Source organism: Actinomyces gerencseriae DSM 6844, from assembly GCF_000429265.1.
Taxonomy (GTDB): domain Bacteria; phylum Actinomycetota; class Actinomycetes; order Actinomycetales; family Actinomycetaceae; genus Actinomyces; species Actinomyces gerencseriae.
Genome location: NZ_AUBN01000014.1, coordinates 113,102 through 136,673 on the forward strand (window position 1 = coordinate 113,102; position 23,572 = coordinate 136,673).

The window sequence follows — 23,572 nt, forward strand, 5'->3', positions numbered from 1 at the left end:
GGAGCGCCGTCGTGGGCCACACTAGTGCCATTGGGGCGGTTGAGGCCGACCAGGACGAGACCGAACAACGTCGGCGTCAGCAACGCCGCCGACACACTGCACCGACGACACTGCGACACTGATAAAGGAGACACCCGTGGAGTTCGACGTCACGATCGAGATCCCCAAGGGCAACCGCAACAAGTACGAGGTGGATCATGCCACGGGCCGCATCATGCTGGATCGCATGCTGTTCACCTCGACGCGCTACCCGGACGACTACGGCTTCGTCGAGGGCACCCTCGGCGAGGACGGGGATCCGCTCGACGCCCTCGTGCTCCTGGAGGAGCCCACCTTCCCCGGATGCCTCATCCGCTGCCGCGCCCTGGGCATGTTCCGCATGCGCGACGAGAAGGGCGGCGATGACAAGGTCCTGTGCGTGCCGTCGGCCGATCAGCGCGCCTCCTGGCGCACCGACATCGAGGACGTCTCCGAGTTCCACCGCCTGGAGATCCAGCACTTCTTCGAGGTCTACAAGGACCTGGAGCCCGGCAAGAGCGTCGAGGGGGCCCACTGGGTCGGCCGCGAGGAGGCCGAGGAGGAGATCCGCCGCTCCTACGAGCGCGAGGCCGAGCGGGCCGCCCGCGAGGGCCGCTGATCCGGCGGGAGTCCCGCCCTCGCCCTCGGCCTCGCGCGGAGGACGATCGCCGGCTTTAGCCGGTTCGTGCGCCCGCGTCGTCGCCCCCGGCCTCGCGCGGAGGCCGGGGGCGACGTCTCTCGCAATCGATCCCTCGATGCGATCCCGGCGGTTCCGACCGCCGTCTGAGTGGTCGGAACCGCCGGAGCCCGTCAGGGACGCACGGCGTAGGGCATGATGTCGGAGTAGCGCACCGAGGTGATCTGAACGGGGACGCCGAAGGTCGGCGCCTCGATCATCTCATCGTCGCCCAGGTACATGGCGACGTGGTAGATGCCCTCCTGAGTGCCGTCGGAGGACCAGAAGATGAGGTCGCCGGGCTGAGCGTCGTCCAGGTCGACTTGCTCCCCCTCTCCGTACTGCACGCGCGAGGAGTGCGTCAGCTCGATCCCGGCGGCCTGGTAGGCGAGCATCGTCAGACCGGAGCAGTCGACGCCGTCGTAGGATTCTCCGGCCCACACATAGGGCACGCCGAGATAGCTCTGAGCGGCGGAGATCGCGGCCTCGGCGCCCGCACCATGGGAGGGCGCGGGCTCCGGCTCCGGCTCGGGCGCGGGCTCCTCCTCGGCAGGAGCCGGCTCAGGCTCCGGCTCCGGCTCGGGCGCGGGCTCCTCCTCGGCAGGAGCCGGCTCGGGCTCGGGCGTCGGGGTCTGCGTGGGCTCGGCCGTCGGCGTGGGCTCGGCAGTCGGCGGCTCAGCCGTCGGCGGCTCAGCCGTCGGCGTCGCGGAGGGCGCGGGCTCCGGCGTCGCGGACTGCGAGGGCTCGGCCGTCGGCGTGGGCTGGGCGGTCGGCGGCTCGGCAGTCGGCGGCTCGGCAGTCGGCGTCGCGGGCCGCGTGGGCTCGGCGGAGGGCGCGGCGGTCGGCGTGGGCTCGGCAGTGGGAGAGGCGGACGCCGTCGGCACAGCGCTGGCCGGATCCTGAGGAGCCGAGGAAGGAGCCGGAGCGGCCCCGACCGCCGCCCTGGCGGCGGCCTCCTCGCGAGCCTTGCGATCGGTCTCGACCTGATCCTGGTGCTTGACCTCCAGCTCGTAGGTCGTGTTGCGCTGCTCGGCCAGCTGCGTGATGAGGTTGGACCGCTGCGTCCTGGCGTTCGTGACGGCCGTCTGAGCGTTCGTCGCAGCGGTTTCGGCGGTGCTCCTGGCCTCCTCGGCCTGCGTGGCCGCCGTCTGCTTGTCGGCGACCTTCTGATCGGCCTCCGTCTGCGCGGTGTTAGCCGCGGCCAGGCACGTCTCGACGGTCTGCATGCGGGAGTCGACGCCGGCCCCGATGTACTCCATGGCGACGGTGGCATCGGAGAGGTCCCCGACCGACTGACTCGTCAGGAACGGGGTCAGGGCGTCGAGCGGCCCCGTATTGCCCTCCTCGTACGTCTGAGCGACGACACCGCTCAGGTCCTGACGCGCCGTGGCGACATCCGCCGCGGCGTCGGTGACGGCCTGCTGCGCCGTCTCCGCGTCCGAGGTCGCGTTTTTGAGGTCGTTGGCGGCGACGAGGTAGTCCTCATCGGCCGTCTGGGCCGTCCGCCGAGCCGACTCGAGGTCGACGTTGAGCTGACTGAGCTGGGCCTCGAGGTCGGCGATGGACGTGGATGTGCTGCTCTCGGTCGTCTTGGACTGGTCGATGTCATTCTGCGTCACATCGTCGGCCAGAGCAGTGGGGCTCACAGTCGGGGCGAGCGCCAGGGTCAGGGTGAGAGCGGCCAGGGTCGTGCCGAAGCGCTTCCCTGTCAGCTCGGTGAGGCGCACGGCACCGCGCGGCCGCTGCGTGCGATGGGTCAGGCTCACAAGGTCTCCGTCATGTCACGGCGCGTCGCCTTGGTGGACGCGCTACTGAATCAATGGACACAATAGTCGCACGCACCTCAAAGTAAAACAAGAACATCATAATTCACATCAGTCACATGCACCCCGGGAGGTGGAGAGGTGCGCGCAGGCGGGGGCTCGCCGTCGGACCGGGAGCCCCGAACCCGGAGGAGCGGAGCGGGCAACGGATGGAAGCGCACCGACGCGGGCCGATGCCGCTGCCGCCTCGGCGAGCTGCGGTGAGCTACGGTGAGCGCAGCACCCGGCCACCCGCGCGAAGGAGCGTCACATGTCCACCGCCGCCGCAGACACCCCGGCCCAGCCCACCGCCGCCGATCCGAGCGGCTGGCGCTTCGAGACCAAGCAGGTCCAGGCCGGGCACACCCCCGACGCCGCCACCGGGGCACGGGCCATCCCGATCTACCAGTCGACCTCCTTCGTCTTCCCCGACGCGGCCGAGGCCGCCGACCGCTTCGCCCTGCGCTCGCTGGGTCCGATCTACACACGTCTCGACAACCCCACCAACCAGATCGTCGCCGCCCGCATCGCGGCGCTGGAAGGCGGAGTGGGCGCGCACCTGGTCGCCTCCGGCATGGGCGCGGAGACCCTGACCTTCCTCACGCTCGGCGGCGCGGGCAGCTCGATCGTCGCCTCCCCGTCCCTGTACGGCGGCACCGTCAACCTCATGACCCACACCCTGCCCGAGCTCGGCATCACCACGCGCTTCGTCGAGGACCCGGGCGATCCGGCCTCCTGGACGGCGGCCGCCGACGAGACGACCGTCTGCTTCTTCGGCGAGTCGATCCCCAACCCCAAGGGCGACATCCTCGACATCGAGCCCATCGCCGCCGCCGCGCACGCCCGGGGCATCCCGCTCGTCGTCGACAACACCATGGCCTCCCCCTACCTGACCCGACCCATCGAGTGGGGCGCGGACATCGTGGTGGAGTCGGCCACCAAGTTCCTGGGCGGGCACGGGTCGTCGGTGGCCGGCGTCATCGTCGACTCGGGCGCTTTCGACTACGCCGCCCGCCCCGAGCGCTTCCCCGGCTTCAACACCCCCGACCCCTCGTACAACGGGCTCGTCTACGCCCGCGACCTCGGGGTGGGCGGGGCGATGGGCGCCAACATGGCCTTCATCCTCAAGGTCCACACCCGGGGGCAGCGCGACCTCGGCTTCGCGGCCTCCCCGATGGACGCCTTCCTGATCGCGCAGGGCGTCGAGACGCTGTCGCTGCGCATGGAGCGCCACGTCGACAACGCCCTGGCGGTGGCCCAATGGCTCCAGGACCGCCCCGAAGTGGCCGAGGTGCGCTACTCCGGCCTGCCCTCCAGCCCGTACTACGAGCTTCATCGCACGTACTGCCCGCGCGGCGCGGGGTCCGTCTTCGCATTCGATCTGGCCGGCGGGCGCGAGGCGGGGGCCGCCTTCATCGACGCCCTGAGCCTGTTCTCCAACCTCGCCAACATCGGCGATGTCCGCTCGCTGTGCGTCCACCCGGCCACCACGACCCACTCCCAACTCGACGACGCGGGCCTGGCCAGGGCAGGCATCAGCGCCGGCACCGTGCGCCTGAGCATCGGCATCGAGCACATCGACGACATCATCGCCGACCTCGAGCGGGGCCTGGCCGCCGCCGCGCGCTGACGCGCCCGCCTCCGCCCCGCCCCCCTCGCGCCGAGATCGGTCCGGTTCCGTGCCGAGATCGGTCCGGTTCCGCACCGAGATCGGTCCGGTTCCGCACCGAGATCGGTCCGCTCTCCCGCCGCAGGGCCCACGACGGGAGGATCGCGATCGAGCTCGCACACCCCCTGCGAGCACGGCGCGGCGCCGGCGCCGGTGCTACCATCGACTCATGGCTAACGTTCGTTCGCCTTCGACGCGGGAGCACCTTCTCGACGCCGCCCTGACTCGCTTCTCCCGCGATGGCTTGGATGGGACATCGATCCGCGACCTGGCCCGCGACGTCGGCATCCGCGAGAGCTCGGTGTACAAGCACTTCGCCTCCAAGCAGGCGATCTTCGACGCCCTCCTGGAACGCGCCGACGCGCGCCTCGCCGCCGTCGCCGCCGGCCTCGGAGTCGCCGTCGACTCCCCCGAGTCCGCCCTCCCGGGCTACCGGGGCATCTCCGAGGGGCGTCTGATCGAGATCGCCCGGGGCTTCCTCGACGCGGTGCTGCACGACGACGAGCTGGCGGCGCTGCGCCGCCTGCTCGTCGTCCACCAGTACCGCGACCCGCAGATCGGCCGCCGCCTGCGCGACTACTGGGTCGAACGACCGCTGGAGTTCCACTCGGAGCTGTTCGAGCGGCTGATCTCCGCCGGGGAGCTGCGCCCCGACCTGGATCCCGAGGCCACCGCCCTCGCCTTCTTCGGCCCGGTTCTCATGCTGATCCAGCTCGCCGAGTGCGGTGGCGACGGCGACCGCGGCGCCGAGGAACGGGCTCGATCCCTGCTGGCCGCCCATGTGCGGCACTTCCGCTCGACCCACCTGCGGCAGCCGATGGCCGACGACGGAGCGCAGGCCCCGGCATGAGGCGCGCCCTGCCCGCCGTCGGGCTCCTCGGCACGGGACTGGCCGTCCACGGCGCCGCCCAGGCCCTCCGTCTCAGACGAGCACGCACCGCGGCTCGTGCGCGGCTGGCCGGCCGCCCGGTGCAAACGGCCACGCTCGACCACGGCGACGTCGCCTACATCGACCGCGGGCCCGGACGCGAGCGCACCGGCGAGACCATCCTGTCGGTCCACGGGCTCTACGGCGGCTACGACCAGGCCCTCGACAACGTCGGGAGCCTGTCCGCTCACTGCAGGATCATCGCGCCGTCGCGCTTCGGCTACCCCGGCAGCGCCGTGCGCGGCGAGGCCTCACCGGCCGACCAGGCCGCCGTCTTCGCCGAGCTGCTCGATCACCTGGGGATCGAGCGGGTGTTCGTCCTGGGGGCGTCGGCGGGAGGGACGCCGGCCATCCGCTTCGCCCTGGACCACCCGGAGCGCGTCAAGGGACTCATTCTCCTCAGTTCGGCCGCGCCCTGGCCGTCCCGGCCCACGACGCCGCCCGGTCGCATGGGACCACCGTCGTTCATGAATCACGACTGGCTCATGTGGCTGCTCTCACCATTCTTCGGGCCCGTCCTGGGCATGGCGCCCGAGACCGTCAACAGCATGCTCCCGCTGGCCGAGCGCAGGGCGGGAGCGGAGATCGACGCCTCCATCACCAACCGGGATATGGCGGTGCACTTCGAGGACTATCCGATCGAGGAGCTCGAACCTCCCGTCCTGCTCGTGCACGCCAAGGACGACAGGATGGCGGCCCTCTCTCCCCCAGCGGGGCACGTGCAGGCCTCGATGCACCGGTACCCGGATCTGACGACGGCGATCTTCGACACCGGCGGGCACCTCATCGCCGGCCACGGCCGCCGGGGCGAGGAGGCGATCCTCCGCTTCATCGAGAAGCACGCCGACTGACGCCGGTTGCGCCAAGGGCCCGGAGGTCCCGCATGCCTCGCCACTCGAGCCAGTGCTGTATACCTCTGAGCGGCGAACCACCGGTCCAAGTGGCGAAGCACTCGCTCGGGCCGCCCGAGCGGCCCCGCAACCGACCTCGCCGGAGTCCCCGTGCGCCGGGCGGCCGCAGGGCGAGCTGCTGGGGCGCGGGGCGCGTTCGCGGAGTCCCCGTGCGCCGGGCGACCGCAGGGCGATCGCCGGAACAACGCGCGATACGATGACCGCCATGACCTCGCCCTCCCCCGCCCCCGGCGTCGGCACCGCGGCCCTCAAGCTCGTGGACCGTCGGGCGGGCTCCCCCACCGGGGCGTGGCGCCCCGGCGACGAGCCCGGCCACCGCCGCTTCGTGGAGATCGGCGACCTGCCCCTGGAGTCCGGCGAGGTCCTGCCGGACACCCATCTCGCCTTCGAGACCTGGGGCGCGCTCAGCCCGGAGCGCGACAACGCCGTCCTCGTCCTGCACGCGCTGACCGGGGACTCCCACGTCACCGGCGACGCCGCCCCCGGGCACCCCGCCCCGGGGTGGTGGAACGCCCTGGTCGGGCCCGGCCGCGCCATCGACACCGACCGCTACTTCGTCGTCGCAGCCAACATCCTGGGCGGGTGCCAGGGATCGACGGGGCCCTCCTCCATCGCCCCCGATGGCCGCCCCTGGGGCTCGCGCTTCCCGTGGCTGACCACCCGCGACGCCGTCGAGGCCGAGACGCGACTCGCCGACGCCCTGGGCATCGCCGCCTTCCACCTGGTCATCGGCGCCAGTCTGGGCGGGCATCGCGCCATCGAGTGGGCCGTCAGCCACCCGGAGAGGGTGCGCAACCTGGCGCTCGTGGCCACCGGCGCCTCGACCACCGCCGACCAGCTCGCCTGGTGCCACCTCCAGGAGCTCGCCATCGTGGCCGACCCGTACTTCTTCGACGGCGACTACTACTCCCATTCCGTCGGCCCCGTGCGCGGCCTGGGCCTGGCGCGGGCGCTGGCCCATACGACCTACCGCAGCGCCGCCGAGCTCGACGCCCGCTTCGGACGGTCCCACCAGGACGACGAGGACCCCGCCGTCGGCGGCCGCTACCAGATCGAGTCCTACCTCGACTACCACGCCGGCAAGCTGCTGGCCCGCTTCGACGCCAACACCTACCTCATCGTCACCCACTCGATGATGGTCCACGACGTCGGCACCGGGCGCGGCGGCATCCGGGCCGCGCTGAGCACCGTCACCGCCCGCGCTCTCGTCGTCGACGTCGATTCCGACCGCCTCTTCCAGCCCGCGCAGGCCGAGGAGCTCGCCGACGGGATTCCGGGGGCGCGCCGCGAGACCATCCACTCCCTGCACGGGCACGACGGCTTCCTCATCGAGACCGAGCAGATGGAGGCGATCCTGCGCCGATTCCTCGCCGGGGCCGAGTCGGGGGACCGGACGGGGGCCGCAGCGACTCGGCAGGGAGCGGACTCGGGACGTCGAACCGGCTCGGAGACGGCCCGGTCCGGGACCGGGACGGCGCCCGGCGCGGAGGCCGGGGGGTGAGCGCGTCCGCACCGGTCGGCGCCTGGGGCCCCGACCTCCTCGGCCCCGGCTTCGAGGCGCGCACGCTCGAGCTCCTGCCCGACGAGGAGGACGACGGCGCGGTCGCCACGCTGGTGCGGCACATGCCCGCCTCGGATCCCGGCGCCCTCGCGGGCACACCGACGCGGACGACCTTCGCCCTGCTGTACCTGCATGGCTGGAACGACTACTTCTTCCAGAGGGACCTGGCACGGGAGATCTCGCGCCTGGGCGGGGCCTTCTACGCCCTGGACCTGCGTCGCTACGGGCGCTCGCTGCGCGAGGGGCAGATGCTCGGGTGGATCACCTCGCTGACCGACTACGACGAGGAGATCGATCTGGCCCTGGCGGCCATCCGGGCCGAGCGCGGTTGGGGCACCGACGTCGTCCTGTGCGGGCACTCCGCCGGCGGGCTCACCGCCTGCCTGTGGGCCGACCGCCACCCCGGAGCGCTGGCGGCGCTCATGCTGAACTCGGCGTGGCTGGAGCTCCAGGGATCCGTGCCGGTGCGCATGATCGGCGAATCGGTCGTCAGGACGCTGGCGCGGCGCGACCCGCGCATGTCCATCCCGACCCCCGCCTACGCGCCCGAGGCGCTCTTCCGCATCACGGACGGGTGGACGGAGCGCGACGGCGAGCTGCCGGACCCGTCCTGGGCGGACGACCCCTACGTCACCGGATGGGGCATCGAGCCCCGGTGGTCGTTCCTGCCGTCCGCACCGATCCGTCCGGGCTGGCTGCTGGCCATCCTGGACGGGCAGGCGCGCGTGGCCGCCGGACTCGACATCCGCTGCCCGGTCCTGTCGATGGGATCGGCGCGCAGCCACCTGGGGGTGACGCGGACGGAGGACTCGCGGTGCACCGACACCATTGTGGACGCCGACGCGACGGCCCGCCGCGCCATCGGACTGGGCAAGCTCGTGACGGTGGCGCGGTTCGACGGCGGCGTGCACGACCTGGTGCTGTCGGCCCCGCCCGTGCGCGAGCAGGTCTTCGCCGCCATGCGGCGGTGGCTCGGCGGCTACGTCCTGCGCTGAGCCGAGCGCGAGGCGGAGGCCGGGCGGCGGGCGGGCACGGGGATCCGGGCGCTTGGTCGCCGAGATCGGTCGGGTTCCGGCTCGAGTTCGGCGCGGAACCGGACCGATCTCGGCGTTAGGGGGCCGGGGTGATCCCCAGCCGGCAGCCGAGCCAGTCCACCTGGTCCGCCATCGCCACCGACCACAGCGCCCACGTGTGCCTGCCGGGGTAGTCCCGCTGGGAGATGCTCATGCCCGCCCGCGTCGCGGCCTCCGCCAGCACGGACGCCGCGGGCGCGTACTCGTGGTCGTCGCTCCCGACGGACACGACGCCCGCCACATCCGCGTACCGCCCGGACGGCGCGGACGCCATGATCGAGATCGGGTCGTTGGCCTCGTAGGCCGCACGGTCGCCGTCGAAGCCGACCCTCACCGTCCGCTCCTCCGACCCCAGGCTCGGGTGCTCCTCCGCACTCATCGCCAGGAAGGTCGGGTAGACCTGCGGGGACCGGCTGACCACCTGCAGCGCGCAGGTCCCGCCGTTGGAGAGCCCCGCCACCGCCCAGTGCGCCGGATCGGTGTCCACCTGCAGGTTCTCCCGGATCCAGGCCGGCACGTCGTGCTCCAGGTAGGTCGCCACCCTCCCGCCGCGCACGGTGTCGGAGCACAGGGGGTTGCGGTAGGGATTGCCGAGCAGGTCGGCGACCACCACCACCGGCGCCAGGCCGTCGTGCGCCGCCGCGTAGGCGTCCATCGTGTCCTTCAGTCCGCCCAGCTCGTACCAGTCCGAGGGACTCCCGGGCTGTCCCGTGAGCGCGACGACCACCGGCAGGGCGGGCCGCTGCTCCGTCAGATAGGCGGGCGGCAGGTAGATCAGGGCGTCCCGGGGCCTGAACCCCCGCGTGCCGGACTGGTCGCCGGCGGGGATCGTCGCCGTGACCACCTCACCGCGCGACGGCATGTCGGCGGGTGCGCTCCACGTCGAGGACAGCGCCTCCCCGCCCCGCTGCGGAGCCCGGGGATGCGCCGCCGCCGCGGGAAGCGCGGCCAGCGGCGTCGTCGCCACACCCATGCCGAAGACCGCCGCCAACGAGGGGAAGGCCGCGAAGAATGCGTTGACCGCCAGCAGGGCCGCCGCCACCGTCGCCGCAATGCTCGCACCCGACCCGACCGCGCGCACCAGCCGCCGCTTCCAGTCGTGCACGCGGTCATGGTCGGCCCGAGCGCTGCCCCCCAGCAGCACCTGGACGACGACGGCGCCGGTCAGGCCCAACCACACCCAGACCACCGGGCCCAGGCCGTCGGCCACCGGGCGCCACACCACGTCCACCGCGCACCAGCCGACCAGGGAGAGCGTCAGCCCCGCCAGCGGCGCCGCCACCTGACGGCGCCGGGGAAGATGGCGGGTCCGCGTCCCCCACAGCGCCCCCGCGATCAGCACGACCACGGCCAGGCACGCCCCGCCCATCCAGGGCTGGATCAGCCGCACGGAGCGCAGGGCCTCGGAGAGCGCGTCAGTCATGCGCCACGAGCACCTGCGCGAAGCGCGCCGTCTGGGCGGGGGTCAGGTCGGGCAGGTAGGCGCGGCCGATGGCCACGCCGACGGCGGCGAGGTCCACGACGTCGGGCACGGCCAGGTACATGGGGACCTTGCGCGGCTTGAACTTGCGCTTGAAGGCGTGCAGCGATCCGAAGCCGTAGGCGGGCTCGAGCAGCGAGGCGAGCAGGTCCAGCAGCGGGTCGAAGCGCGAGGCGCCGACGTCGTCGGTCCCGTCCCCGGTCAGGTCCCCGGAGGTCCCGGAGCGCGCCAGCGGCGCACCGGACAGCGACAGCACCTCGAGGCCCTCGGCCTGGGCGTCCTGCGCGGCGCGGGCGATGAGGAACTCGATCGCCGGGCGCCACCCGCCCTCGCGGCGCCGCATGAGATCCAGGGTCAGGCCGATCACCTTGCCGTTGCGGTGCACCGGCATCCAGGAGGTGACCGCGTGAACGGTGCCGCTCTCGTCGACGGCGAGCAGCAGGCGGGTGTCGTCGTCGTCGATCTCCCTGAGGCCTCCCAGCGTGAAGCCCATCTCCGGCAGGGCCTTCTCCCCCACCCAGCCCTGCGAGATCGCCCGGATCTGGTCGCGGCGGCCCTCCGGGGCCGTGCGCCACGTGGTCCACTCCGCCGTGATGCCCTCGCGACGGGAGTGGTTGAGGGCGGTGCGCACGTCCTGGAAGGCCTTGCCCTTGAAGGCGAGGTCGGGCAGGTCGATGACGGCCTCCTCGGCGACCTGCAGGATCGTCCATCCCTGCTCGCGGGCGGCGAGCATGGTGGGTTCGTGCACGGAGTACAGCGCGGGCACCAGGCCGGCGTCGGTGGCGAAGGCGGTGAAGCCCTCGACGGCGGCCTTGGTGTCCTCGGGGCCGGCGGCGGCCGGGTCGCCCAGCGTCAGGGCGACCCCGGAGCCCGCTCGGTAGGCGAAACCGGTGCGCCTGTCGTCGGCGATCCACGTCTCGTTGCCGGGCCAGCTGAGCATCCAGCCCAGGGTGCCGGCGCCGCGCGCCCGCACCAGGGCGACGAGGTCCTCGTGCTTGACGCCGGGGGTGATCGCGGGCTTGGTCAGCGCCACCCAGGTGCACGCGATGGCGGCGATCCAGGCCAGGGTGGGGAAGAACCAGGCGGCGAGGCTCGCGACCCAGCCCGTCGGCAGGAGCACGGGGACGAACAGGCCCTCGGCGGAGGTCGGCAGGATGCGCGCGAGGAAGTCGAGGAGCAGCTCCAGAGGCGTCGCGGTGGCCTGGAATCCCTCCGCGATGGGTGGGGAGGCCCGGAAGTCGCCCACGACGGCCATGCCCAGGCCGACGCTGGCCACGGCGCAGACGAGCGCGATCGCCGCCCACGCCCCCACCGCCTTGCGCACGACGCCGGGACGGGTGTGCAGTCCCAGGTGCTCGCGGTTCCACACGACCAGCAGCACGATGCCGATGTTGAGCATGATGGGCACGGCGACGCGATTCGAGCCGTTCCAGGCGTCCTGCGGGGCGAGAGCCGGCGACGAGCCTCCCTCCAGCGTGAGCTCGGCGCTGAAGGACGCCAGGTTGGCCGACAGGATCGAGCACAGGGCGAGGAAGGCCTGAAGCCCGATCGTGCCCATGGCGGCCGTGCGGCGCCCCCGACGCAGACCGTCCGCCAGGGCGAGCTGCAGGAGGAGCGGCATGAGACTGAGGAGGAAGGCCCCGAAGGGGGGATTCGCGGTGTCCGTCTCCGGGAAGATGCCGTACCGGGCGTCGGCGAGGGGACCGAGGGAGGTTCGCGAGACGGCGGCCAGCGTCAGTGTGAGCGACCAGCAGGCGACGAGCAGCGCCAGGAGATTCCGCGACGACCTGCGCGTGCGCGACAGCCGAAGGGAGGAGGTGGACCTGCGCCAGGCGACCGCCCCCAGGAGCAGTCCCACGACGGCCGCCGCAAGGCGGGCCAGGGAGCCCGGTGTGCCGGTGACAGCGGTCTCGACGAGGAGGAAGATGAGTGTGAGCACACGGGTGCGGCGGCTCCAGGTCTGGTTCATCAGCGCCGTCGAGGCCAGGAGGGGGCCCAGGAGGAGGAGCGGGGTTCCCGAGATCGGCTGGTGGGTCGTGGCATGGCCCCACGTGGGCGCGACGGCGCTGATGAGCGGGTGGGCGATCAGGGCGACGCCGACGCCGATGACGTGGGAGAGGAGGGCGGACAGCAGGAAGCGCCGGGCGCCGATGAAGCGCTCGATGGCGATGCCGATCGTGAGCAGGGTGATGACGCCGATGAGGGGGCTGAGACGGGCGGCGCCCGCCCATGCCGTCAGCAGGCTCCAGATGCGTCCTCCGGGTTCGGCGGGAGCGGGGTCCGCTGCGAGCGGGTTGCGCGGAAGACGCAGCGGCGGGACGTGGTCGACGGCCGCCAGAGCAGCGGTGCTGAGCATGAGGAGCCCGGCGAGGACGGACGAGACACGGCCGCTGCGCAGCCAGGCGAGGGTGGTACGAGCGCTGGCGATCACGCGCGGGGGCACGTGCCTCGCGAAACGGACGGAGTGGGAATCTGCCTGGGTCGACATGGGCACATCATGGACGATGAGCCGCGGTGCCAGCCTCCATCTTGGGGAGGAAGAGCGTGCGGTTCTCCTCATAGGGGCCGGGCGGGGAGCGGATCAGCCCTCGATGAAGTCGCGCAGGGCGGGACCCTGCGCTCCGATGCGCCACACGCGCCACCCGTCGATGTCCTGCGTGTGCTGCGCGGCGTTGGCGGCGGCGGAGGGGTCGCGGAACCTCATGCCATTGGACAGGGTGATGATGCCCTCGGCGTTGAGCACCGCCTCGTGATGGATGCCGCGCCGCACGCGCTGCCACACGAGCGTCGCCGGGGTGTCGATCCGAGAGGCGACGGAGGCGAGCGCCGCCGCCGACCTCCCGCCGGAGGGCACGGTCGGCTGCGCGCCGAGAACCGGGCCCGCGGCGCGATGATTGCGGTCGATCCCGGCGGTGTCCGTGCTCACCGACTCCGCCGACTCCGCCGAGTCGACGGAGTCCACCAGTCGCACCGTGGGCACAGTCACATCGTTGTGCCCCGTCCCCGTCTCGACCGCCTCGACGGTCTCCGGCTCGACAACGGCGGGACCGGCGGCCCTGGCCCGGGCGGGCCGGGAGCGCCCCGCACGCGCCCCCGCCGGGCGCGCACGGGCGGTCTCGACGCGCCCGGTCGCCTCGGCGGGCCCGGTCACCGCGACGTGCCCGGTCGGCGGCGCCGTCGCACGGCCCCTCCTCCCCGCGCGAGAGGGCCGGCCCCCCCGTCTCGCACTCGGCACCGGAACGGTCGTGGCGGCCCCGGCTCCGTCATCGTCCCCGTCGCCCGCCTTCGGCCCCTCGAGCGCCACGCGCGAGGCCCTGGCCACCAGGACCGCGCCGGATCCGCCCAGGACGTCGTGACGCACGGGCTCCAGCCCGACCAGGACGCGCCCGTCGGAGGCGGTGCGGACCTGCGCCTCCTGCACCTCGACGCCCGAGCACACCAGCATGGCGAGGGAGGCCCGGACGTCGTCGTTGACGCCCATGGCGATGAGGGTCAAGCGCGGACTCGGCCCGGCGCTGATCGGCACGGTCTCGCGAAACTCGTCCCAGTCCTGCCGGAAGGCGGCGCTCCCGCCCGGGTAGCGCGAGGCGAGGTCCGCCCATCCGCTCTGCGCGGCGGCGGCGGTGCGCGCCATCGCGGAGACGAGCGCGCCCGCGTCGAGCTGCTCGAGCAGCTCGACGCACATCACCTGACAGGCGGCATCCAGAGCGGTGAGCACATCGGACTCGCCCTCGCGCTGCCACACGACGGGGAAGACGGGGCGCCGCAGGACATCGACGAGCTGTCCGCGCACGGCCCCCAGCACGGTCCGGCGCTGAGCGGCGTCGGCGGGCTCCCCCAGGGCCGTGGCCTCGAGTCGGGTACCGGTGAACTCGAACAGCGCCATGACGTGCCTTTCTGGATCATCTCGGTCCTAACGACGGCTCCACACCGGTGAGGCCGTTGTTCCGTCATCCTCTCATGCCCGCCACCGGTGCGGCATCACGGAATTCGGCGCGAGGAGTGCTATAAGGCGGCGGCGACGCGGCACACAGGTGGCAAGCGTCACGCGGAGCCGACCCAGGTCCGCATCGATATCGTTGCGAGACCGGGAAAACGTGCGTCCCACGCGTCGCTTCTCCCCCACGCGTCCCGGAAGTTCCGCGCTGAGCGAGAAACGCTCGGCGACGACCTGCGCGGCGAGCACGCCGAGCGCCTCCGCCGGGCTCCATGCCGACGACGGCGGCCGCGGCTCCGCCGGCTGGGGTAATGGCCGCGGCTCCGCCGGCTGGGGTAATGGCCGCGGCTCCGCCGGCTGCGGAGACGATCCATCGGGACGCCCGCCGCCCCCGTCCGGCGGCGATCCCGGGTCCGGCGGCGCCTCCGAGTCCTGCCGAGCAGCCCCCGAGGATTCCGGGACCGTCTCCCGACCACGGGCCGCGATGAGTCCGGACAGGTACTCGGCGATCGCCTCGGGCGTCAGCGCCCGAGGGCGCCCGCCGCGCGGGTCCGATCGCCGCCCGTCCCCACCGGGCGAGGGCGCCCCCGCCCCGCCGGGCGACCGCGTCCCACTGGTCATCCGCGACCGCGACCCGCCGGCCATCCGCGGCCCGCCGTCGTCGATCATCCGCGGCCCGTCCGAACGACGTCCCAGCAGTCCCAGATCGACGGCGGTGGCCAGGACCTCCTCCCAGGCGGCGCAGGCCGGCGCGTCGCCGACGGCCACCTCCCGACGTCGTCGCCGGCGCTGGTGCCACCGCAGGCCGCCGGGGCAGGCCGCGGCGAGCACGCCCGCTGCCAGCGCGGCGACGGCCGGAGGGGACGGGCGCGCCCCGTCGCCCTCCGCGGCGGAACCGCCGACCGAACCGGAGGAGTCGTCTCCCCGCGGCGCGGTCGAGGGGCTCGGCGGGGCCGGAGGCGTCGTCCCCGCCTGCGCGCCGCCGGGAGGGGCGGAGGTCTCCTCAGTCGGAGCCGCGTCCGCCCGCGCTCCGGCGCCCCCGGGCGTCGGCTCGAAGGCCACCCAGCCGACGTCGTCGATCCACACCTCGGGCCAGGCGTGCAGGTCCCGCCCGGAGACGGCGGTCGGCGCGTCGCCGCTCGTGGCCGCTTGCGAGGCGTAGCCGATGGCGATGCGGGTGGGAATGCCGAGGCCGCGGGCCATGAGGGTGAAGGCCGCGGCGTAGTGGATGCAGTAGCCGCGGCGCTCGGTCAGGAAGGCCTCCACCGTCGCCGTCGGGCTCCGGGAGGCGCCGGAACCCGGTGCGGCACCGCTCGCGCCGCCACCGCCGCTCGCGCCGTCGGCGCCGCCGTCGAAACCGCCCGGGGCGGACTCGTCGTAGACGAAGCCGTTTCCGTGGAACCACGCGGCCAGGGCTGCCGCCCGGGTGGCGTTGTCGGAGCCGGTCGCCCCCGACGCGCCGATCGCCTCCTCGGCGGCGTCCCGGACGACCCGGCTCCCCTCCGGCACCGACGTGTACGGGGCGAGCGTCCCGGGGGAGGGCGCGGCCGCGCTCGCGGGCGGGGCCAGCCGCGGGAGGCCGGTCGAGTCGGCGACGGAGGACCAGCCGTACGCTGTGAAACCGGTATCCGGCTGCGTCGGGGCGCCGGTCGAGATCACGGTGCCCGTCCCGGCGACCCACCACCAGTCCGCCGCGGTCGGCGCCCGCCCGGCGGAATCGGAAGAAGCGGACGACGCGTCGTCGGCGCCGTCCATCGTCACCAGGGCGGTGGACTGCAGGAGGGGGAGGCGGCGGCCGGACAGGTCCCGGACGCGCACGCGGACCCTGGGCAGCCGCTCGTAGGAGGCCGGGTCCTCGACGTCCGCCGCCGTCCCGTCGGCCGCCACCGCTCCGCCGGCCGTCAGAGCGCCGGTACCGGCCGGGGACGCCGGGTCCGAGAGCGGAGCGAGTCCCTCGGCCTCGGCCAGGGGGCTCCAGCTCGGCCCGTCGAGGTCGCGGACGACGGCGAGGGTGAGGCGCAGACTCGCGCCCTCGGGGAATCCCGCGTCACTGTGCTCGAAGGCGGTGGCCGATGAACCGCGGACGAGGTCCCGATTCAGGGTGAGGGTGGTCTCGGGGACGGTGGCGGGTCGCCCTGGCACCTGTCCCCAGGGACGGTCGGGGAAGATCGGAGCGAGGTGGACGGCGCCCGCCGCCAGGCCAAGAGCGGAGGCGATGACGAGGGCGCGCCCGCAGGCGCGGACGACGGCCCGGCGCAGGCGGGTGGCCCGTGGCAGGTCCGTGCGGCCGGGAGCCGCGGGCGCGGCGGAGCCCACGAGCAGGACCAGGCACGCACCGGCCACGAGAACCGACCGCGTGGGCGGGATCTGCCCGACGACGAGACCGGGAACGAGCAGCGCCCCCGCGGGCACGAACCCGCTGACCCCGACCGCGTCGCCGCTCCCGGCGCTCATGAGCACGCAGGCCCAGGAGAACAGGAGGCTGACGAGGGCGATCACGGCGGACAGGGTCGGGGTGGCCTCCAGCGGCGCGACGCCCTGGTGGACGGCGAGGCCCGCCGCCCTGAGCTGCTCGCCGGGCGAGGCCCACCAGGTCTCCAGCCCTGTTGCGGAGCCGATGGCCAGGCCCGTCGGGACGGCGCCGACGAGGAGGCTGAGCACGACGGCGCCCAGGATGCGGACGGGCCGGATGGTGCGCACGATCCCGGCCGTCGCAAGGGTCAGGGCGGCGATGAGAAGGCTCCAGCCGCTCCAGGCACCGGGGAGCAGGAGCGCGTCGAGGGCGCGCAGGCCGTTGGCCCACAGGATGGTGATGAGAAGGGCGGCCAGCAGGGGCTGTCCGCGGGCCGGGTCGGCGGGTGGCGACACGCCGGGGGCCGTCGGCGCGGGGAGCGCCTCGACGGGGACGCGGTCGGCCGACGCGCGCGGGGCGCGGCCGGCACACCGTACGGGCTCGGCGGCGCCGGCGGCATGGCCCATCGACGCGCGCGGGGCGCGGCGCGTCATCGGCCGCCGTCCCGAGTCGCACCGGGGCCCGGCCCGGGGCCGGAGAGCCCGGCGCCCACGGGGACGACGCGGGTCCTCCAGCTCGCAGGCGCCTCGCGGGTCCGCGCCTCGGCGCCGGACCCGACGAGGAGGAGATCGCCGGACGAGCGCGGGGCGACCAGCCCCCGCCCGACATCGGCGAGCGCGATCGCCGAGGTGATGACGACGTCGGGCGCATCGCCCTCGAACGGCCCGGAGTCCGGGGGGCCGGGCGTGGTCGCCGCCAGGGCGAGGGCCTCCAGCAGGCGCGTGATCCCGCCGCGCTCCCCGGCGTCGGCCTCCAGGATCCGCCGCCCGACCACCAGACGCAGGTCCGCACCGACGGACTCCCACTCCCGGAGCACACCGGCGGCGAGGCCGACGGCCGTCTCGAAGGCGTCAGCCCCCGTCGCGGCGCGGCTCCGTCCCAGCCCCGTCGACGGCCGCCCCCATTCCAGCACGTCAGCCCCCGTCGCGGCGCGGCTCCGCCGCTCCCGGCGCCCCGCCGGACCCGGCCGCCCATCCGCCCGCCCGTCGTCGTAGGCGGCGGCGCGGGTGTCGAGCAGAACGGTGCGCCGCGCGCGGGTGCGGCGCTCGGCGTCGACGACGACGAGGCGGTCGAGCCGAGCGGACTGACGCCAGTGGACGGAGGAGAGGCGATCGCCGCGCCGGTAGTCGCGCAGGCCCGCGAGCTCCTCGCCGCGATCAGCGCGCAGACGGCCTGCGGGAGCCGCTCCGCCGATGGACGGCAGCACCACCGGCACCGGTCGCGGCAGGACGACCACCGTCGCGCCCTCGCCGAGCGGCACGCGGACCCGCCACAGGCCGAGCGGGTCGGTGAAGGTCAGGCCGTCCGCCTTGATCCGGTACGAGCCGCGCCGCGGCAGCGCGAGCAGCAGATCGCTGCGTCCCTCGACGAGCGCCCGCAGCCAACGGCCCTCCGGGGCGCGCCACAGGACCCAGGCCGGCAGGGACGCGCCCGGGCGATCCGTCGTGAGGCTCCACCGGGCCGTCTCGCCCGCCTCGACGTGAGTCGGCCCGACCGGCTGCGGACGTCGGCGAGCGAGCGCAACGGCGTGCACCACCGCTCCGGCGGAGGCCGCCGCGAAGGAGGTCGCCGCGAGGCAGGCCAGCAGAAGACCGGCGTCGCGCACGAGACGGACTCCCCAGAGGACCCCGCCCGCCACCAGGGCGACGGCGACCACCAGGAGCCAGGCCCCGTGCGAGGTCGGGGCGACCCACGGCGGGCGCCGCCACCGCACCATCCCGTTCCGGACGGGGCGGCGTCGGGCGCCCGGGCGTCCGGGCGCGACCGCCGTCATGCTGAGCCCCAACGCCGATCAGCCCCTGGGCACGGCCACGGACGCGATGCGGTCCGCCAGGACGCGCGCCGCCACCGCAGCCGCCTCCGCGGCCGAGGCCTGGCGTCCCGCGGGCACGAGACGGTGGGTCAGGACACCGGGCGCGGCCAGGGCGACGTCGTCGGGCGAGACGTAGTCCCGGCCCGCCATGGCCGCGCCGGCCCGGGCCATGGCGAGCAGGTGCAGCCCGGCGCGCGGGCTCGCCCCCAGGACGAGGTCGGGATCCGCACGGGTGGCGGCGACGAGGGCCACGACGTAGGCGGCCACGGCGGGCGCGACATGCAGGCCGGCCACGGCCCGACGGGCGCGGACCGCGTCGTCGGCGGTGGCGACGGGCACGAGCGCGTCGGTCGGATCGGTGGCCGAGCGCGCCAGGAGCATGGCCGACTCCGCGTCGGGCTCGGGGTAGCCGATGGCCAGACGGGTCATGAAGCGGTCGCGCTGGGCCTCGGGCAGGCGGAAAGTGCCCTCCATGTCGAGGGGGTTCTGGGTGGCGACCACCATGAAGGGATCGGGCAGCTCGAGGGTCCGCCCCTCCACGCTGACGCGCCCCTCCCCCATGGCCTCCAGGAGCGCGGACTGAGTGCGCGGGGTGGCGCGGTTGATCTCGTCGGCGATGACGACGCCGGCGAAGACCGGACCCGGGTGGAAGCGGAACTCCCGGGCGGCCTGGTCGTAGACGGACAGCCCCGTGACGTCGGTGGGCATGAGGTCGGCGGTGAACTGGATGCGGGAGGCGGTCAGGTCCAGGCAGCGGGCCAGGCTCAGCGCGAGGGTGGTCTTGCCGACACCGGGCACGTCCTCGATGAGGAGGTGGCCGCCGGCGAGGAAGGTGGCGACAGCGGCATCGACCGCCTCCGGCTTGCCGACGACCACGGTCCCGATGCGCGACCGCAGGGCGTCGACGAATGCGCCCAGGGCGTCGGGGCCGAAGGGGGCTGGACTCATGGCCACATCCTGCCTCACCGCACCCCGCCCCTCCCGCTCAGGGCCTCGTTTTCGCCATCGCCGAGATCGGTCCAGTTCCGCGCCGAGATCGGTCCGCCTCAATGGCCGACGGGCGCTCGCCGTCGAGAATCGGGGCGGTCGCACGACCATTCGGACGATCCGCGAGCGCTTCGCCGCTTGAGCCGATGCCGTACACCCCCGGGGAGCGGGCCATCAGTCCACGTGCGAAGCACTCGGGAACTCACGACTCCCGGCGCGGCCGAATCGCCGGACCCCGACGCCGGCCCCGTCAGCCCCGGCGCGACCGAACCGCCGTGGCCGGTCGTCCAGGGGGGGGCGGGGAACGGCGGTCGTCATGGACCGCATGGACCGCATGCCCTGCACGATCGCCCTCGCCACGCCCTGGCCGAGAGTCGCTGACGGCGTCCCGCCCATCGGGTACGGACATCGGGGCTCGGCAACCGCGCCGAACAATAGCGCCGGCGTCAGGGCTTGATGTAGGTCCAGCCCTCGGCGATGCACTCAGCGATGGCCGGGATCGCCGCGTCGACGAGCGTCAACCACGGCGGCAACGTCTCCCGCGGCAGACCATGGTTGGCAACGGAGCGCGAGCAGATCTCGAAGACAGCGCCGTCCCGGGCGGACTCGCGCATCGCCTCCGTCCAATCGTTGACGCCCTGCACCGCATAGATCGCCGTGCCGTTGATCATCACCCTCACCCGAGGGGACAGACCCTGATCGGCAAGGTTGCGCAGGTTGCTGATGACGGCCAGCCATCGATCGGCCTGTGTGACGTGAAGCAGGAACCGCGAGTCGCCCATGAATCGCGATTCTACCGCTGGCAGGGCCGAGATCATGTCCGATCTCGGTGCGGAACCGAACCGATCTCGGTGCGGAACCGGACCGATCTCGAGCCGGAACTCGACCGATCTCGGCGAAGGCGGCGGGCGGGGCGGCGGGGCCGGATGGGGAACCCGCCCCCGCCCTGGGCACCCGGGCCCGGCCGGCCCCGCTCCTACCGAGTCACTCGACCGGCGAGAGCACCGCCGCGCGACCCGCCTCCAGCCGGGCGACCGGAACGCGGAACGGAGAGCAGGACACGTAGTCCAGACCCGCCTCGTGGAAGAAGAGGATGGACTCCGGGTCGCCGCCGTGCTCCCCGCACACGCCCACCTTCATGCCGGGCCGCGTCTCACGGCCGCCCTCGACGCCCAGGCGCACCATGCTGCCCACGCCGTCGACATCGATGGACTCGAAGGGCGAGGACCCGAAGATCCCCTGGGCGATGTACCGGCCCACGAAGGAGGACTCGACGTCGTCACGGGAGAAGCCCCACGTGGTCTGGGTCAGGTCGTTGGTGCCGAAGGAGAAGAAGTCCGCCTCCTCGGCGATGTGCGCGGCGGTGACGGCCGCGCGGGGCAGCTCGATCATGCACCCGATCGGGAAGTCCAGCTCGTAGCCGGACTCGACGGACACCTCGGCGAGGACCTTCTCGGCGCGGTCGCGGGCGATCTGCATCTCACGGACCGAGCCGATGAGCGGGATCATGATCTCCGGGTGCGGATCGCCCCCGGCCCGCAGCCGCTCGACGGCGGCCTCCGCGATGGCGCGCACCTGCAGCTCGATGAGGCCCGGCATGGTGAGCAGGAGCCGCACGCCGCGCAGCCCCAGCATCGGGTTGGACTCATGGCTCTTGCGCACGATCTCCAGGAGATCCTCGTCGGCGGGGTCGAGGACTCCGCGCTCACGATCGAGGGCGACCTTGACGCTCAGCTCGGTCAGGTCCGGCAGGAACTCGTGCAGCGGCGGATCGATGAGGCGCACCGTCATGGGCTTGCCGTTCATCGTCTCGAACATCTGGACGAAATCGCCCTTCTGCAGCGGCAGCAGGGCCGCCAGGGCCTCCTCGCGCTCGGCGTCCGACTCGGCGAGGATGAGGTTCTGGACGAACTGCTTGCGCTCACCGAGGAACATGTGCTCGGTGCGGCACAGCCCCACGCCCCGGGCGCCGCGGTGGATGGCGTGGCGGGCGTCGGCGGGGGTGTCGGCGTTGGCTCGCACCTGCAGGCGGCCGACGGCGTCCGCGTGGCGCATGAGGCGGTCCACGCTCGTGACGAGCTCACGGGTGTCGACGTCGCCGGCGGAGTCCAGGGCGGTCTCCAGCCCGCGGCGCAGGTAGGTCATGACGGGGGAGTCGACAACGGGGACCTCACCCAGGAAGACCTCGCCGGACTGCCCGTCGATGGCGATGATCGAGGAGGAGGTGAGCGTCTCCTCGCGGCCGGCGACGCGCACCGTCTTGGCGACGGCGTCGATCTCCAGGGCGTCGGCTCCGCACACGCAGGTCTTGCCCATGCCGCGGGCGACGACGGCGGCGTGGCTGGTCTTGCCGCCACGGGCGGTGAGCACACCGGCCGCGGCGACCATTCCGGGCAGATCGTCGGGGTTGGTCTCGCGACGCACGAGAATGACGGACTCCCCCGCCTCGGAGCGCGCGACGGCCTCGTCGTTGTCGAAGACGATGTGGCCGACGGCCGCCCCCGGGGAGGCCGGCATGGCGCGGGTCAGCAGGTCGCGACTGGCGGTGGGGGCGAACTGCGGGAACATGAGCTGGGTGAGCTGCTCGCCGGTGACGCGGGTGAGGGCCTCGTCCATGGTGATGAGCTTCTCGTCGACCAGCTGGGTGGCCACGCGGAAGGCGGCCGCGGCGGTGCGCTTGCCCACGCGCGTCTGCAGGAGCCACAACTTGCCGCGCTCGATGGTGAACTCGATGTCGCACAGGTCCCGGTAGTGGGTCTCGAGCTTGCGCATGGCCGCGCGCAGGTCGTCGTAGGAGGTCTTGTCCAAGCGCTCGAGATCCGTCAGGGACAGGGTGTTGCGGATGCCGGCGACGACGTCCTCGCCCTGGGCGTTGACCAGGTAGTCGCCGTAGACGCCGGATCGGCCGCTGGAGGGGTCGCGGGTGAAGCACACGCCGGTGCCGGAGGTCTCCCCCATGTTGCCGAACACCATGGTGCACACATTGACGGCGGTGCCCAGGTCGTGGGGGATCTTCTCGCGGCGGCGGTAGATGTGGGCGCGCTCGGTGTTCCAGGAGCGGAAGACGGCCTCGGTGGCCATATCGAGCTGGGCGCGCGGATCCTGGGGGAAGTCGATGCCGGCCCGCTCGCGGACGATTCCCTTGTACTGCTCGACGAGTTCGGTGAGAGCGGTCACGTCCAGCTCGTAGTCGAGCGTGACGCCGCGTTCGACCTTCTTGACGTCCAGGGCGTCGGAGAAGTGCTCGCCGTCGATGTCCAGGACGGTCTTGCCGAACATCTGGATGAGACGGCGATAGGAGTCCCAGGCGAAGCGCTCGTCGCCGCTGGCGGCGGCCAGGCCCTCCACGGAGTCGTCATTGAGCCCGATGTTCAGCACCGTCTCCATCATGCCGGGCATGGAGAACTTCGCCCCGGAGCGAACGGAGACCAGCAGCGGGTTCTCCGCAGCGCCGAGCTCGCGTCCCAGCTCCTCCTCGACGCCGCGCAGAGCGGTGGTGACCTGGACGGCGAGCTCGTCGGGGACCTCGTCGTCGGCCAGGTAGGCGCGACAGGCGTCGGTGGTGATGGTGAATCCGGGAGGAACCGGCAGCCCGAGACGGGTCATCTCGGCGAGGTTGGCTCCCTTGCCGCCCAGGAGGTCCTTCTGGTCCTTGTCTCCCTCGCTGAAGCGGTACACGTACTTGGGCATCGATGCCCCTTTCTGATTCGGGTCGTTCTCGGGTCTGCCTCAGATCGTCCTGATGCAGGCGTGACGCGGCGACGCGTCGTTCACGATATGACTCTAGTGTGACTTCAGTCCTAGACCAAACACGCCGACTCCAGCGCGCCTCCTCCCGGCGCGCCCGCCGACGCCGCGGGGCTCGGCGGCATGGGCGGCCGACGTCGAGGGGAGGAGATTCAGGGAACGCCGAGCGCCGCGTCCCGGAGCGGGTCGGGGCGCGGGGCCACCCGGGCAGACGCAGCGCCACCATGCGCCCAGCCCGGCCCCACGTATCACAGGAGTTACGACAACTGCTCAAAACGGGTTCTTCGTGTCGTGGGGATGGGGTTGTGCGGGGCTTTCCTCGTCGGGGTCTCGGGGTACGTGGTCGTACGCGGTCCCACCCGGTCGTACGTAAAACCGCGCGGTCGTACCCCCAGCGC

General features: G+C 73.3%; 15 protein-coding genes. 6 read left to right on the forward strand and 9 right to left on the reverse strand.

Annotated features, from left to right (window positions below; genetic code table 11):
* The first annotated feature begins 136 nt into the window (after positions 1-136).
* Entirely contained in the window at positions 137-637 is a 501-nt protein-coding gene (locus G448_RS0107410) for an inorganic diphosphatase (RefSeq protein ID WP_026407473.1), read from the forward strand.
* Positions 638-828: 191 nt separating this feature from the next.
* Here G448_RS0107410 and G448_RS0107415 read toward each other — a convergent pair whose 3' ends face one another.
* The gene (locus G448_RS0107415) at positions 829-2,460 is read right to left on the reverse strand and encodes a C40 family peptidase (protein WP_034494698.1); all 1,632 of its coding nucleotides are present in this window, start codon (positions 2,458-2,460) and stop codon (positions 829-831) included.
* A 307-nt stretch (positions 2,461-2,767) separates the two neighbouring features.
* On the opposite strand from G448_RS0107415, the gene G448_RS0107420 reads away from it, so the two are divergent.
* The 5 genes from G448_RS0107420 (at position 2,768) to G448_RS0107440 (ending at position 8,560) form a co-directional block, all read left to right on the forward strand.
* On the forward strand, positions 2,768-4,126 hold the full coding sequence (locus G448_RS0107420) for an O-acetylhomoserine aminocarboxypropyltransferase/cysteine synthase family protein (RefSeq protein ID WP_026407475.1): 1,359 nt from the start codon (positions 2,768-2,770) through the stop codon (positions 4,124-4,126).
* Positions 4,127-4,334: 208 nt separating this feature from the next.
* Positions 4,335-5,015: a TetR/AcrR family transcriptional regulator gene (locus G448_RS0107425; RefSeq protein ID WP_026407476.1), complete on the forward strand. Its 681-nt coding sequence runs from the start codon at positions 4,335-4,337 to the stop codon at positions 5,013-5,015.
* On the forward strand, positions 5,012-5,944 hold the full coding sequence (locus tag G448_RS0107430) for an alpha/beta fold hydrolase (RefSeq protein WP_026407477.1): 933 nt from the start codon (positions 5,012-5,014) through the stop codon (positions 5,942-5,944). Before G448_RS0107425 ends, G448_RS0107430 begins: the two co-directional genes overlap by 4 nt.
* A gap of 256 nt (positions 5,945-6,200) precedes the next feature.
* On the forward strand, positions 6,201-7,505 hold the full coding sequence (gene metX / locus G448_RS15615) for a homoserine O-acetyltransferase MetX (protein WP_245572240.1): 1,305 nt from the start codon (positions 6,201-6,203) through the stop codon (positions 7,503-7,505).
* The gene (locus tag G448_RS0107440) at positions 7,502-8,560 is read left to right on the forward strand and encodes an alpha/beta hydrolase (RefSeq protein WP_026407478.1); all 1,059 of its coding nucleotides are present in this window, start codon (positions 7,502-7,504) and stop codon (positions 8,558-8,560) included. Before metX ends, G448_RS0107440 begins: the two co-directional genes overlap by 4 nt.
* A 115-nt stretch (positions 8,561-8,675) precedes the next feature.
* Here the strand turns inward: G448_RS0107440 and G448_RS0107445 are convergent, their stop codons facing one another.
* The 8 genes from G448_RS0107445 to ppdK form a co-directional block, all read right to left on the reverse strand.
* The gene (locus G448_RS0107445; protein ID WP_026407479.1) at positions 8,676-10,061 is read right to left on the reverse strand and encodes an alpha/beta hydrolase; all 1,386 of its coding nucleotides are present in this window, start codon (positions 10,059-10,061) and stop codon (positions 8,676-8,678) included.
* A complete protein-coding gene (locus tag G448_RS0107450) occupies positions 10,054-12,606 on the reverse strand; it encodes a bifunctional lysylphosphatidylglycerol flippase/synthetase MprF (protein ID WP_026407480.1) in 2,553 nt (850 codons plus the stop codon). The genes G448_RS0107445 and G448_RS0107450 overlap by 8 nt, the downstream gene beginning before the upstream one ends.
* A gap of 93 nt (positions 12,607-12,699) precedes the next feature.
* Positions 12,700-14,004: a restriction system modified-DNA reader domain-containing protein gene (locus G448_RS0107455; protein WP_026407481.1), complete on the reverse strand. Its 1,305-nt coding sequence runs from the start codon at positions 14,002-14,004 to the stop codon at positions 12,700-12,702.
* Positions 14,005-14,076: 72 nt separating this feature from the next.
* A complete protein-coding gene (locus tag G448_RS15620) occupies positions 14,077-16,923 on the reverse strand; it encodes a transglutaminase TgpA family protein (protein WP_156910960.1) in 2,847 nt (948 codons plus the stop codon).
* A gap of 134 nt (positions 16,924-17,057) precedes the next feature.
* Positions 17,058-18,401, reverse strand: a complete 1,344-nt coding sequence (locus tag G448_RS0107465) for a DUF58 domain-containing protein (RefSeq protein WP_156910961.1) — start codon at positions 18,399-18,401, stop codon at positions 17,058-17,060.
* 18 nt (positions 18,402-18,419) lie between these two features.
* Positions 18,420-19,388, reverse strand: a complete 969-nt coding sequence (locus tag G448_RS15625) for an AAA family ATPase (protein ID WP_034494701.1) — start codon at positions 19,386-19,388, stop codon at positions 18,420-18,422.
* Positions 19,389-19,873: 485 nt separating this feature from the next.
* Positions 19,874-20,209: a DsrE family protein gene (locus tag G448_RS0107480; protein WP_026407484.1), complete on the reverse strand. Its 336-nt coding sequence runs from the start codon at positions 20,207-20,209 to the stop codon at positions 19,874-19,876.
* Between the two features lie 202 nt (positions 20,210-20,411).
* Complete coding sequence (gene ppdK, locus G448_RS0107485; RefSeq protein ID WP_026407485.1) at positions 20,412-23,117, reverse strand: pyruvate, phosphate dikinase; 2,706 nt, start codon at positions 23,115-23,117, stop codon at positions 20,412-20,414.
* Positions 23,118-23,572: the final 455 nt, after the last annotated feature.